The sequence below is a fragment of the Curtobacterium sp. 1310 genome, from assembly GCF_017834105.1.
Classification (GTDB): domain Bacteria; phylum Actinomycetota; class Actinomycetes; order Actinomycetales; family Microbacteriaceae; genus Curtobacterium.
The window spans coordinates 48,484-60,631 of record NZ_JAFICY010000003.1; the positions used below are offsets into that span (position 1 = coordinate 48,484).

Annotated in this window: 12 protein-coding genes; 5 read left to right on the top strand and 7 right to left on the bottom strand. The window is 70.2% G+C overall.

The genetic code is table 11. The features are described from left to right. Positions 1–156: 156 nt before the first annotated feature. The 6 genes from JOD95_RS08470 to JOD95_RS08495 are packed head-to-tail and all read right to left on the bottom strand — an operon-like array spanning position 157 to position 6,297. A complete protein-coding gene (locus tag JOD95_RS08470; RefSeq protein WP_374191729.1) occupies positions 157–1,080 on the bottom strand; it encodes a phosphogluconate dehydrogenase C-terminal domain-containing protein in 924 nt (307 codons plus the stop codon). Then, positions 1,077–1,910 (bottom strand): sugar phosphate isomerase/epimerase, encoded by an 834-nt coding sequence (locus JOD95_RS08475; protein WP_209684562.1) that lies wholly within the window; start codon positions 1,908–1,910, stop codon positions 1,077–1,079. The genes JOD95_RS08470 and JOD95_RS08475 overlap by 4 nt, the downstream gene beginning before the upstream one ends. Continuing rightward, on the bottom strand, positions 1,907–2,698 hold the full coding sequence (locus tag JOD95_RS08480; RefSeq protein WP_209684564.1) for a triose-phosphate isomerase family protein: 792 nt from the start codon (positions 2,696–2,698) through the stop codon (positions 1,907–1,909). The genes JOD95_RS08475 and JOD95_RS08480 overlap by 4 nt, the downstream gene beginning before the upstream one ends. Then, complete coding sequence (locus tag JOD95_RS08485) at positions 2,698–3,183, bottom strand: ribose-5-phosphate isomerase (protein WP_209684566.1); 486 nt, start codon at positions 3,181–3,183, stop codon at positions 2,698–2,700. Before JOD95_RS08485 ends, JOD95_RS08480 begins: the two co-directional genes overlap by 1 nt. Further along, complete coding sequence (locus JOD95_RS08490) at positions 3,176–4,912, bottom strand: dihydroxyacetone kinase family protein (protein WP_209684568.1); 1,737 nt, start codon at positions 4,910–4,912, stop codon at positions 3,176–3,178. The genes JOD95_RS08485 and JOD95_RS08490 overlap by 8 nt, the downstream gene beginning before the upstream one ends. Further along, positions 4,909–6,297 (bottom strand): MFS transporter, encoded by a 1,389-nt coding sequence (locus tag JOD95_RS08495; protein WP_209684570.1) that lies wholly within the window; start codon positions 6,295–6,297, stop codon positions 4,909–4,911. Before JOD95_RS08495 ends, JOD95_RS08490 begins: the two co-directional genes overlap by 4 nt. Positions 6,298–6,547: 250 nt before the next feature. Here JOD95_RS08495 and JOD95_RS08500 point away from each other — a divergent pair, with 250 nt between their 5' ends. Continuing rightward, on the top strand, positions 6,548–7,294 hold the full coding sequence (locus JOD95_RS08500; protein WP_209684572.1) for a FadR/GntR family transcriptional regulator: 747 nt from the start codon (positions 6,548–6,550) through the stop codon (positions 7,292–7,294). Between the two features lie 633 nt (positions 7,295–7,927). Continuing rightward, entirely contained in the window at positions 7,928–9,127 is a 1,200-nt protein-coding gene (locus tag JOD95_RS08505) for a permease (protein WP_209684574.1), read from the top strand. Positions 9,128–9,161: 34 nt separating this feature from the next. Here JOD95_RS08505 and JOD95_RS08510 read toward each other — a convergent pair whose 3' ends face one another. Continuing rightward, complete coding sequence (locus JOD95_RS08510; RefSeq protein ID WP_066651481.1) at positions 9,162–9,662, bottom strand: DUF4396 domain-containing protein; 501 nt, start codon at positions 9,660–9,662, stop codon at positions 9,162–9,164. Positions 9,663–9,865: 203 nt separating this feature from the next. Between JOD95_RS08510 and JOD95_RS08515 the strand changes: the two genes are divergently transcribed. The 3 genes from JOD95_RS08515 to JOD95_RS08525 all read left to right on the top strand — a co-directional run bounded on the left by JOD95_RS08515 (position 9,866) and on the right by JOD95_RS08525 (position 12,130). After that, the gene (locus JOD95_RS08515; RefSeq protein ID WP_066651479.1) at positions 9,866–10,321 is read left to right on the top strand and encodes a hypothetical protein; all 456 of its coding nucleotides are present in this window, start codon (positions 9,866–9,868) and stop codon (positions 10,319–10,321) included. A gap of 107 nt (positions 10,322–10,428) precedes the next feature. Beyond that, positions 10,429–11,034 (top strand): DUF305 domain-containing protein, encoded by a 606-nt coding sequence (locus tag JOD95_RS08520; RefSeq protein WP_209684576.1) that lies wholly within the window; start codon positions 10,429–10,431, stop codon positions 11,032–11,034. Between the two features lie 382 nt (positions 11,035–11,416). Beyond that, positions 11,417–12,130, top strand: coding sequence for a M23 family metallopeptidase (locus JOD95_RS08525; RefSeq protein ID WP_066651477.1), 714 nt, complete (start codon positions 11,417–11,419; stop codon positions 12,128–12,130). The last annotated feature ends 18 nt before the right edge of the window (positions 12,131–12,148 follow it).

The following is a 12,148-nucleotide window of genomic DNA, read 5'->3' on the forward strand; positions in this document are numbered from 1 at the left end:
GAAGGGCACCGAGCAGGCGCAGCAGCGGCAGGTGCTCCGCAGCGGAAGCAGGCGCGGTGAGCAGCAGCCGACCGTCACCGGATCGCCCGCGAGCAGCAGGAAGGCGAGCAACGGGGACCGTGCGCACCAGCACGGTCCCCCGCCACGCCCTGTGCGTCAGCGCTTGACGGCGTCGATCTTCAGCATCCTGGCGATGACCGAGTCGAGCTCGCTGTCGTCGAAGACCTGCTTCCAGTCCTCCTTGATGAGCTTCTCGCGGCCGTACCCCATCGCGATGTGGCAGGCGTCCGAGAACGGGTTGGAGCCGCGGAGCCCGTTCGTCAGGGCGATCCAGGTGTGGCCGTGGAGCATGGCGCGGGCGGCCTCGCGCGGGACGCCGACGCCGGTGACGGTCTCCTCGAGGGCGTCGTTGAGGAAGTCGCCGATCATGCACGCGATCGTCTCGACCAGGGTGGGCTCGAGGACGGCGAGCTGCTTGACGGTGACCCAGTGCACCTGGATGACCGGCGCGTACATCGTCGTGATCACGGCTTCGGCGATCGCCTTCGCGGTGTCGCCCTCGTCGCCGAGGGACTCGGAGGCGTCGAACGCCGCGATGACCTCCTGCGGAGCGGCGATGCCACCGAAGGTGTCGTCCCACTCCTCCTTGGTGGTGCGCTCCAGGAACACCGAGGGGTGGCACGGGTGCGCGACCGCGTAGTGCACGTCCTCGCGCTCCGCGAGCAGCCCCGCGTACGCGGCAGCCGGGTCGAGCGTCAGGATCGTGGCACCCGGCTTCATGACCGGGACGAGCTGCTCGGAGATGCTGCCGAGCAGGACGTCAGGGACGGCGAGGACGACCACGTCGGCGGCCGCGGCGGCGTCGAGGCTGTCGGTGATGGTGCGGCCGAGGTCGCGGATGCGCTCCTGTCCGGCGGGCGAGGCCTCGCTGTAGAGCGTCGTGTACTCGCTCTTGGCGAAGTTGTTCGAGACGCGGGTGCCCATCTTGCCGCCCGCACCGATCACGGCGACGGTGACGTCGGCCGTACCGGATCCGGCAGCGACGGTGTGCGTGGTGGTGGCGGTGTCGGTGTCGGTCATGATTCCTTGCTCCTGAGGTAGTCGATCGTCTGTTCGGTCCACGCCGCCTCGGTGCGGGTGGTGGTCTGTGCGGGGTCGCCGTCGATCCCGAGGGAGGCGTCCTGCCACGGCAGCCAGAACTCGATCACGCGGTTGATCCCGTTGCGGTGCGGGTCGATCGCGGCACGGACGGCGTCGTGGTCGAGGACGCCGGTGCCGATCGGCACGCCCGTGTACTGGAACCCGACCCAGCCCGGCGACCGGGTGAACCCGGAGTCCTTCACGTGCCAGTTCCGGACCCACGGAGCGGTCAGGGCGACGACCTCGGCGGGGTGCTCGAGTCGGGCGACGGTGTTCGCGGGGTCGAGGCAGATGCCGAGCGCCGGCGACCCGATCCGCGCGACGACGTCGACGAGGTCCGCTGTCGCGACGACCTCGTACGTCTCGAGCGCGAGCGTCACGCCGGCGGCCTGGTAGGCAGGCATGGCGGCACGGAGGCGACGCTCGGTCTCGTCCGGCCCGGGCAGGTCGTCCCCCGCGCCCCACATCGACCGGACGAGCGTGGCGCCGAGCCGCTCGGCGACGTGCAGGTACCGGGCGAGGTGGTCGGGGTGCGTACCGCGGGTGCCGACCTCGAGCGTCAGCCCGAGCTCGTCGGCGAGGGCACGGACCGCCCCCAGGCGCTCGTCCGACGCGGTGTCGAGCGGCAGGTGGTCGCAGATCTGGAACAGGTCGACGCCGTCGTGGGCGGCGGCGTCGTGGAGGACGTCGTCGAGCGTCATCGGCGCGGGCACCCGGTCGGACATCCGCCAGGTGTACGCGTAGGTCGAGAGACCGAGCAGGGACGTCATGCGTGCACCGCCAGGGACTGTGCCTCGTCGAGGATCGTCGCGACCGCGGACGGGTCGTGGGCGAAGCGGCCGAGGAAGAGGCCGCCGATCCGTCCCTGCCCGCGGGTGAGGAGCCCGGGGCCTGCGCTGCCGCCGTAGATCACGACGCTGCCGACGAGCTCGGGCCTGGTCGCCAGGTGCGCCTCGATCCCGGCCAGCACCGCGACGATGTGCTCGTCCGGAGCGGGCTCGGCCGCACCGATCGCCCAGACCGGCTCGTACGCCGCGATCACCGGACCGGCAAGGCCGTCCGCGGTCGCGGTCCGCAGGAAGCGGTCCAGCTGCGCGGTCACGTCGCGGACGGCGTCCGCACTGGAGGCACGGGTCGCCTCACCGACGCAGATCAGCGGACGCAGGTGGTTGCGGAGGGCGGCGTGCACCTTCCCAGCGACGTCCTCGTCCGACTCGTGGAACAGGGAGCGCCGCTCGGCGTGCGCGATCTCGACGAGGTCGACGCCGATCTCCGCCAGTTCGCGCCCGGACACCTCGCCGGTGAAGGCCCCCTCGTCCGCCCATGCCAGGTCCTGCGCGCCGAGCAGCACCCGGCTGCCGTCGAGCAGCTGCCGCACCGGCACGAGCGCCGGGAACGTCGGCACGACGAAGAGCTCGACCGCGCCGGACCGGACGGCCGGGTGGGAGCGGGCGACGTCCGCCACGGCGGCCGTCCACGCGAGTGTCCGGGCGTGCCCGAAGTACATCTTCAGCGACACCCCGATCGTGAGCGGGGCAGCTGCCGTGGATCCGGGCATCAGGCGTCGGACCCGACCGGGGCGGAGCCGTCGTAGGAGCAGATCGCCGCGACCTTCTCGGCACTCGCCGAGCTCGGGTCGAACGTGTAGCCGAGCCACTCCTTCGCCATCCGACGAGCGACCTCGACCCCGACGACCCGCTGCCCCATGCAGAGCACCTGGGCGTCGTTCGACAGCACCGACCGCTCGACGGAGAACGAGTCGTGGGCCGTCACGGCGCGGATGCCGGGCACCTTGTTCGCGGCGATCGCGACGCCGAGCCCGGTGCCGCACACCAGGATCGCTCGGTCGGCCTCGCCGTCCGCGACCATGCGGGCCGCGTCCACGGCGACGTGCGGGTACGCGGTGTGCCCGTCGGCGTCGACGCCCACGTCCACCACGGACACGACGCGCGGGTCGGCCTCGAGGTCGCGCTTGATCGTCTCCTTGTACTCGAAGCCGGCGTCGTCGGAGCCGACGACGATGCGGAACTGCTGCTCAGGCATGCTGCTCTTCCTTCTGCGTGGTGAGGGTGCTGAGGACCGCGGCCGTGATGAGGCCGAACGAGATCGCCCCGGCGTCGGGGGTGCCGACCGCGTCCTCGCCGTGGGTGCGCGCGCGGCCCATCCTCGGCAGGAGGTCGGCCGTGCCGTCGGCGGCGGTCGTGGCCGCGGCGGACGCGGCGGACCAGGCGGTCGCGAGGTCGTCGCCGGCGGCGGTCCGGGCGGTGAGGACCTCGTCGAACGGCACGAGAGCGTCGACCATGGTCTTGTCGCCGGGCACCGCGCCGAAGGCGAGGACGGCCTCCGTGGCGGCGTGCACCGCCTCCGCGACCTGCGCCGCCGACGGACGCGACTCGTTGCCGAGGACGCGACCGAGTGCCTCCAGTGCGACGCCCCAGATCGCACCGGACGTCCCGCCCGCCTTGTCGGACCACGCGTCCCCGGCGACGGCCAGGACGGAACCGGCACCGGCACCGCGGTCGGCGGCGTCCCGCGCGGCGCGATCGGCGGCCGTCGAACCGCGCTGCATGCCGATGCCGTGGTCGCCGTCCCCAGCGACCGCGTCGATGCGGCCGAGCTCGTCGACGTGGTCGTCGACCGTGCGGCGGATCGCGGTGACGGCGTCCGCGATGCGTGCGGCGCTGACCCGGGACTCCTCGGAGCCCGGCGTGACCGGGACGACCGTGCCCTGCGCGAGGACCTCGGCGGCGACGGACTCCTGCGGGACCGCGCCGCCCTTGCGGAACGCGGGGCTGTCGGCCGGGGCGGCCCACAGCTGCTCGAGTTCGTCATCGACCCAGAACAGGGTCAGCGAGACACCTGCCATGTCGAACGAGGTGACGAGCTCACCGACCTCGGGCTCGACGAGCACGGCACCCGCGTCGGACAGGAGCCGCTGGACGGCACCGAAGACGACGAAGAGCTCCTCGTACTTCACGCTGCCGAGACCGTTCAGGACCGGCACGACGCGTGCCCCGGCCGCGGTGACGCCCTCCGGCAGCTCCTCGAGCAGTCGTGCCACGAGCAGGTCGGCGAGTCCGGCCGCCGTGGGCACGTCGGCCTCGGCGATGCCGCGCTCCCCGTGGATCCCCATGCCGATCGCCATCCGACCCTCCGGCACCGTGAAGAGCGGCTCGTCGGAGCCCGGCAGCGAGCACCCGGAGAACGCGACGCCGAAGGACCGCGTACGGTCGTTCGCCCGCGCCGCGATCGCCGCGACTGTGTCGAGGTCGTCGCCCCGTTCGGCCGCCGCGCCGGCGACCTTGAAGACGCAGAGGTCACCGGCGATGCCACGTCGTTCGTGCGCGCGCTCCGCTCGGGCGGACGCCACGTCGTCGGTCACGCGGACGGTCCGCACGGCGATGCCGGCGTCGGTGAGCGTCCGCGACGCGGCGTCGAAGTTGAGGACGTCGCCGGCGTAGTTGCCGTAGGACAGCAGCACGCCGCCGCCGTGCTCGGACGCCTTCGCGACCGCCGTCACCTGCTGGGCGGACGGGCTGGCGAACAGGTTGCCCATCGCGGCACCGGCGGCGAGACCGTGCCCGACGAGGCCGCCGAACGCCGGGTAGTGGCCCGAGCCGCCGCCGACCACGAGCGCGACGGTGCCGGCCGGGCTGGTGGTCGAGCGGGCGACGCCGCCGTGCACCCGGCGCACCCACCGCTGGTTCGCGGCGACGAAACCGTCCACCATCTCGTCGGCGAAGTCCGCGGGGTCGTTGTACAGGCGGGTCATGCCCGGACCTCCTCGGTGTCCGCGGCGACCGGCGTCGGTGCCGCGAGCGAACCGTCCGACCGGCGGGTGTGGCGGGCGAGCAGGACCATGAGCAGGCTCGAGAGCAGCATGAAGAACCCGACGATGAACATCGGCACCTGGTAGCCACCGGTCGCCTCGCTCACCGCACCGGTGATGTACGGCGCAGCGAACCCGCCGAGGTTGCCGAGCGTGTTGATGAGGGCGACACCCGCTGCAGCGGCCGCACCGGAGAGGAACTGGGTCGGGACGGTCCAGAAGTTCGGCAGGGCGGCGAAGATGGCGCAGGCGGTGACCGCGATGACGGCGACGGTCGCGGCGGGCGAGTTCATGTAGAGCGCTACCGGGATCGAGAGTCCGCCGACGAGCGCCGGGAGCGCGATGTGCCAGACCCGCACCCCGCGACGGAACGCGTCACGGGACCAGAAGTAGAGCACGACGGCCGCGGGCACGTACGGGATCGCGGTGATCAGGCCCTTCTCGAACAGGTCGAACGTGGTGCCGAACTGCTCCTGGAACCCGTCGATGATGGTCGGCAGGAAGAAGCTCAGCGCGTAGAGGCCGTAGATGAAGCCGAAGTAGACGCCGGCGAGCATCCACACCCGACCGGAACCGAACGCGGTCTTGAGTCCGCCCTTCGCACCGTGACCGGCGGTCTTCGACGCGTTCTCCTTCGCGAGGGCCGTCTCGAGCCACTGCTTCTCGTCGGCGTCGAGCCACTTCGCCTGTGACGGCTTGTCCTTCAGGACGAAGAGGCACAGGACGCCGACGACGATCGCGGGGATCGAGACGCAGAGGAACATGAAGCGCCAGCCGGCCAGGCCACCGAGCAGACCTTCGTGGGTCATCAGCCAACCGGCGAGCGGCGACCCGATGACGCTGGTGAGCGGCTGTGCAAGGTAGAACAGCGCGAGCATCTTGCCGCGGTGGCGGGCCGGGACCCACGTCGACAGGAACAGGATCGCGCCCGGGAAGAAGCCGGCCTCGGCCACGCCGAGCAGGAAGCGCAGGCCGACGAGCTGCGGGTAGTTCTGCACCCAGGTGAAGAGCAGCGAGACGATGCCCCACGTGATCATGATGCGGGCGAGCCAGACCCGCGCGCCGAACTTGTGGAGCGCCAGGTTGGACGGGACCTCGAGCACGAGGTAGCCGATGAAGAACACCCCGGACGCGAAGCCGAACTGCGCCGCCGTGAGGCCGAGATCGGCCTCCATGCCGTTCGGCGCGGCGAACGAGATCGCGGTGCGGTCGAGGAAGTTGATGAAGAACATCAGTGCCACGAAGGGCACGATGCGGATCGCGATCTTGCGGATGGCTGTCTTCTCGACAGCCGAGGTGGGGATGCCTCTCGTCGCGGGGATGTCCACGGTGACTCCTGCTCGGGATGGGTGCTCGGCAACGATGCCGGTACGCCGGGTCGGGAAGGTCCGGGCGTGGGACCGGCCGGACCAGCGCATCGGTGCGCGGAGGCCAGTCTCGACTCCGCGGAGCTACTTGTCAACCGGTTGACCAATCGCCGGGTCTGCTTGGACATCGCCTGAGGGCCGGTCCGCGCTCGGCCGTGGATCGAGCGCGGTACACGCTCGGCCGTGGATCGAGCGCCGGTACGCTCGCTGCATGCCCGCGTTCAGCGAGAACGACCCGCTCAACATCCGACTCGAACTCGAGTCGGTCCCGGCCGGGTCCCCCGCATCTGCGGTCGCGCGACAGCTCGTGACCCTGCTCACCACGGGCGAGCTGGCCCCCGGTTCCCGCCTGCCCTCGGAACGCGTGGTCGCCGAGCAGCTCGGGGTCGGGCGGTCAGCGGTCCGCGAGGCGCTGGCGGCGCTCGAGATCCTCGGCATCGTGCAGATCCGACCAGGCTCGGGCACCTACCTGCAGGGCGGGACCTCGGACCTGCTCCCCACCACGCTCTCCTGGGGCCTGATGCTCGCATCGAACCGGACGCGTGAGCTGCTCGAGGTCCGCTCGTCACTCGAACGCACCGCAGCGATCCTCGCCGCGCAGCGGGCCGACGCCGCGCAGCTCGACGAGCTCCAGGAGTACCTCGAGCGGCAGCGCGTCGCCCTCGACGACCCGCAGGCCTTCATCGAAGCCGACGTCCGGTTCCACGTGCTGCTCGCACGTGCCGCAGGGAACGACGTCCTGGCGGACCTCCTGCAGAGCCTCCGCTCGATGCTCAGCGTCTGGGTCGGTCGACGCGTCCGCACCCGGCAGGCAACCGAAGCGGCCTACGAGGAGCACCGGGCGATCCTCGACGCCGTCCGCGCGGGCGACGTCGGCGCCACCCAGCGTGCGATGGACGACCACATGGCGACCGCCAGTGCCCGCATCGAGAACGCGGACCCGATCAGCGAGCGCTGACGCTTCGATGCCCGCGACGTCAGCGTGCTGAGTGCGTCAGGCGGTCGGATCTGCGAGTGTCGCCCATTCCGCGTGGTGGCGGGATCCGGGCGGGGCGTGGCTCGGCCTCGCTACTCCACGCGCTCGGGCGCAGCTGCTCCGTCACGGCTGATCGGATCGTGGTTCCCGACCGATCAAGAAAGCCCCGGATCCCTGTCTTGACAGGGATCCGGGGCTCCTCGTGATGGCGGTACCGGTGGGATTTGAACCCATCGCTGCGTGTTCGTGCCTTCACGGGCGCGCCCCCGATCGCCGGATTCATGGGGAAGTTGCCGACGGGTCGGGCCAGTCGGAGCCGTTCCCGGACAGGTGGTAGTGCACCAAATTGCACCACAGCGCTGCTGGGGGACGCCCGCTCCCGAGAGCGGCGCGGAGACGCAGCACCCGCCCCCGGATGGGCGTCCGGATAGCGCCCCGCCATCGCGACTGTCTGCGGACCACCTATGTGAGACAGATGGTGAGCGCTGCGTGCGACCGCGATGACTCGTACGCCGGAGGACCGTCTATTGAGACAGTGGCCCGGGCTTATCGTGTGTGACCTCACATGCTTGCTGTGACACCCAATTCCTTACGGCGGAGCAAGCTCGAACACCGATGGAGGAGGTAGCGGTGTTCGTGCTGCAGGCGATTGGTGACGCGTTGGCTGCGGCTGGCTCGATGGGGTGGGAGATCCTCTGGCCCCTCGTACTCGGCTTCACCCTGTCCGGCATCATCCAGGCCGTCGTCCGGACTGACCAGATCACCAAGCTGATGCGCGACGACTCGCTACGCGCGATCAGCGTCGCGTCCGGGCTCGGCGCGCTGTCATCGTCGTGCTCCTACGCCGCGGTCGCGCTCGCGCGTGCCCTGTTCCGGAAGGGCGCGAGCCTGTCATCCGCGATGGCGTTCGAGGTGGCGTCGACGAACCTCGTCGTCGAGCTCGGGCTGATCCTGGCGTTCGTGATGGGGTGGCAGTTCACCATCGCAGAGTTCGTCGGCGGGCCGATCATGATCATCCTCATCGCCCTCGGGTTCCGGCTCTGGATGCGCAGCAAGATCCTCGACGCCGCCCGTGAGCAGGCCGACAAGGGCCTCGCCGGATCGATGGAGGGGCACGCGGCGATGGACATGTCCGTGCAGGGCGATCAGGGGTTCTGGCGACGGCTGTTCTCGAAGCCTGGGCTGACGAGCGTGTCGCAGTACTTCGTCATGGACTGGGCGTCCGTGCTCCGCGACATCATCATCGGTCTGCTCATCGCCGGCGCGTTCGACGCGTGGGTGCCGAACGCGTGGCTGCAGGCGGTGTTCTTCGAGGGGCATCCGACGTTGGCGTTCATCATCGACCCGATCATCGGCCCGGTGCTGGCGATGGTGAGCTTCGTCTGCTCCGTCGGGAACGTGCCCCTCGCCGCGGTGCTGTGGAACGGCGGGATTAGCTTCGGTGGGGTGATCAGCTTCATCTTCGCGGACCTGATCATCATCCCGATCATCGTCATCTACCGGAAGTACTACGGCTGGAAGGCAGCCCTCCGCATCACCGGGATCTTCTACGGGGCGATGGTCCTCGCCGGCTACGCCGTCGAGCTGCTGTTCACCCCGCTAAGCCTGATCCCGACGAATCGGCATCTGAGCATCGTGACGACCTCGATCAGCTGGAACTACACGACCTGGCTCAACATCGTGTTCCTGCTGATCGCCGCGTTCTTGCTCGTCGTGTTCATCCGCAGCGGCTCCTGGTCGATGCTGCGAATGATGAAGGGCGCACCCGACGACGGTGGCCACGACCACGCCGCACACGAGCACTCACACGCCTGACAGCATGCCGCGATCGAGCTAACCCGCGGACCGGTCAGTGGTGGCCGTGGACGACGGCGTGGCCGAGACCGCGGCTGATCATCCACCGGTTCACGGGCGTGGTGATCACGAACGCGATCGCGAGGGAGAACAGCAGCGCCGTCCAGAACAGCCAGTCGCTGAGTTGCGCGTCCATCGCACCGGGGATCGCAACGATGACGGTGTTGTCGATCAGCTCCATGACGGCGATCGATACGGTGTCCGCGGCGAGAGCGACCTTGAACGCGGCTCCCAGGGTCAGGCCCGACTTGATGACGCCGCGCATGGTGAGGGCGTAGCCGAAGATGAACGCGAGGACGATCGACAGGACGATCGTGCCGGCGTTGTGGAAGCCGGCAGCGGTACCGATCACCATGCCGAGGACCTCGCCGATTGCGCAGCCGGTCAAGCAGTGCAGCGTCGCTTGCGCCGCCATCGACCACGTCGTCGCCCCGTGACCACCGCCGTGGCCGGCGTGCTCGTTCCCGCTCATCTGGTGGTGCTCGTGCGTGTCCATGCTGCTCCGATCCGACGCCGCTGACGCCAACAGTTCACGTATACCCCTGGGGGGTACCATGCGCTGTAACGCTGAACCTTCCGCCGTGTTCCCGATTCGTCCGGTCGCGGCGGGTTCGGTGTGAATCCGGACACCAGGTTGCCGCCGCCCGCGGGGTACCGCACCATAGAAACGCTCACTCCACCCGTCTGCTCGAAAGACTGATGCTCACCACCACCGCCACCCCGCGTCGCCGACTGCTATTGCAGGCCACGGCGACGCTGGCATTGCTGCTGCTGGTCGGGTTCACGGTCCTGATGCACACGATGGCCGGGCACACCGCCGACCACGAGCATCCGATGGCGGCTCCCGCTGCCGCGGCCGAGCACGGCCATGTCGCGGCCGCCGGCCACTCCGAGCACGTAGCTCCTGCGACTGCGGTGATGACCGTCCTCACCGACGCGGGTTGCGACAGCGGCCTGTGTGCGCTGATGTGCTCGCTGATGGGGATGGCGTGCGCGCTGACGATCGCGCTGTTCACGTGGGCGCTGCTACGTGCACGGACCGGCGGTGTCCTCCACCTGATCGCGCGGCTGCTCGCGCTGGCCGACCGGCTGCCGCGCCGCATCGCGGCACCGAAACCGCCGTCGCTGACGGCGCTGCAGATCATCCGCATCTGATCCGCCCCTGCGGGACCCCACCCCCGAAGGGTGGCTCCCGCATGCCCAGATCCGGGAGGCGTCCGCCTGCCCGGACCACCTGACGCATCCACGGGAACGGACCAACCATGCACACCATCACCACGCGCACACTCGCAATCGCTGCTGCACTCACCCTCGGCCTCACCCTCGCCGGCTGTTCGACCGGCAACAGCGGCTCCGACACGGGCTCGTCGTCCTCGTCGACGTCGGCGGCGTCGGCGGCGTCGGCGCACAACGACCAGGACGTGATGTTCGCGCAGATGATGCTGCCGCACCACAAGCAGGCCGTCGAGATGAGCGACATGCTCCTCGCCAAGGGCTCCGGCGTCGACACCGACGTCACCACCCTCGCGAAGCAGATCAAGGCCGAGCAGTCCCCGGAGATCAAGCAGCTCACCAGCTGGCTGCAGGGCTGGGGTGAGCCGACCGAGTCGGAGCACTCCGGGATGGGGCACTCCATGTCCGGGATGATGTCCGACTCCGACATGAGCGACCTCGACCAGGCGTCCGCGAAGGACGCCGCGAAGCTCTACCTCGAGCAGATGGTCCAGCACCACAAGGGCGCCGTCGACATGGCCAAGACCGAAGTCGACAAGGGCAAGAACACCGACGCCATCGCGATGGCGAAGTCGATCGTGTCGAGCCAGACCGAGCAGATCACCCAGATGCAGGACATGCTCGCGTCCCTCTAAACCCCGGCGTGGGTCGCGGCAGGCTCCCCCCTTCCTGCCGCGGCCCACGACCGGCCCCACCCTCCCCTTCCCGCTCGACCCGCGTTCGGGCCACCCCACGTTTCGGCCTGCCGGCCACCACCCCTCTTGGAGCCTGCCCGTGCCTCAGCAGCACCCCCAGACCCCCACGACTCCCGCACCCCGGACGCGCCGCGAAGCCCTCGCCGCCGAACGCGCCGCCGCAGCCCCGACCGCCAGCCGCACCCGAACCGCGACGATCACTGCCGCTACTCAGCCGGCACTGCGGCCGCTGCCGACCGTCGCGACTGCACCCGCAACACCGGTCCGCTCACTGCGGTCACGCGTTCTCGCCGCGGTCCCGATCACTGGTGCCACGGCCGCGATGGCGCTGTTCACCGCTGCCGCAGCGCTGCCCGCGCAGGCAACGACCGGCCCCGCGGCAGTCGTGCCCGGTGTCGCTCCTGCCACCGCCGAGCAGAGCTTCACCGCGTCCGGGTTGGCTCTCGCGGTCGACCGCGACGGGTACACGATCACCAAGCCGGCCCCGAAGCCCGTCATCACCAAGACCGCACCCGCCTCGCAGGCCGCGTCAACGGGGGGCGCACCGGCCTCGACGAAGCAGAGCGTTCCCACGACCACGGGCGGCACGATTGTCAACACCGGCACCGGCGACATCCGCTGGCCCGTCGCCGGAACCATCACCGTCAGCTCACCGTTCGGCCCGCGAAGCGCCCCGTGTGCGACCTGCTCGTCGATTCACCAGGGCGCGGACCTTACCCCCGGCGCCGGCACCCCCATCGGAGCTGTCGCTGCCGGTACTGTCCGAGTGTCGACAACGCACCCCGAGTACGGGCAGTACGTCATCATCGACCATCAGATCGACGGTCGGCTTGTGTCCACCTTGTACGCGCACATGATCTTCGGCTCCTCGCCGCTCCGCCCAGGTGACACCGTCGCCGTCGGGCAGCTCGTTGGCCTCGTCGGCAACACCGGCGCGAGCACCGGTGCGCACCTGCACCTGCAGGTCATGCCCGGCGGCACCACACCCATCGACCCGATCCCGTGGCTCACCGCCAATGCCGGACGTACGCTGTAGGAGCTGGTCCCAGCGGTG

Bases quoted from the DNA above. Each gene is read 5' to 3' on its own strand.
- JOD95_RS08470 (WP_374191729.1), bottom strand. From the start codon at position 1,080: ATGACCGACACCGACACCGCCACCACCACGCACACCGTCGCTGCCGGA.
- JOD95_RS08475 (WP_209684562.1), bottom strand. From the start codon at position 1,910: ATGACGTCCCTGCTCGGTCTCTCGACCTACGCGTACACCTGGCGGATG.
- JOD95_RS08480 (WP_209684564.1), bottom strand. From the start codon at position 2,698: ATGCCCGGATCCACGGCAGCTGCCCCGCTCACGATCGGGGTGTCGCTG.
- JOD95_RS08485 (WP_209684566.1), bottom strand. From the start codon at position 3,183: ATGCCTGAGCAGCAGTTCCGCATCGTCGTCGGCTCCGACGACGCCGGC.
- JOD95_RS08490 (WP_209684568.1), bottom strand. From the start codon at position 4,912: ATGACCCGCCTGTACAACGACCCCGCGGACTTCGCCGACGAGATGGTG.
- JOD95_RS08500 (WP_209684572.1), top strand. From the start codon at position 6,548: ATGCCCGCGTTCAGCGAGAACGACCCGCTCAACATCCGACTCGAACTC.
- JOD95_RS08505 (WP_209684574.1), top strand. From the start codon at position 7,928: ATGGAGGAGGTAGCGGTGTTCGTGCTGCAGGCGATTGGTGACGCGTTG.
- JOD95_RS08510 (WP_066651481.1), bottom strand. From the start codon at position 9,662: ATGGACACGCACGAGCACCACCAGATGAGCGGGAACGAGCACGCCGGC.
- JOD95_RS08515 (WP_066651479.1), top strand. From the start codon at position 9,866: ATGCTCACCACCACCGCCACCCCGCGTCGCCGACTGCTATTGCAGGCC.
- JOD95_RS08520 (WP_209684576.1), top strand. From the start codon at position 10,429: ATGCACACCATCACCACGCGCACACTCGCAATCGCTGCTGCACTCACC.
- JOD95_RS08525 (WP_066651477.1), top strand. From the start codon at position 11,417: ATGGCGCTGTTCACCGCTGCCGCAGCGCTGCCCGCGCAGGCAACGACC.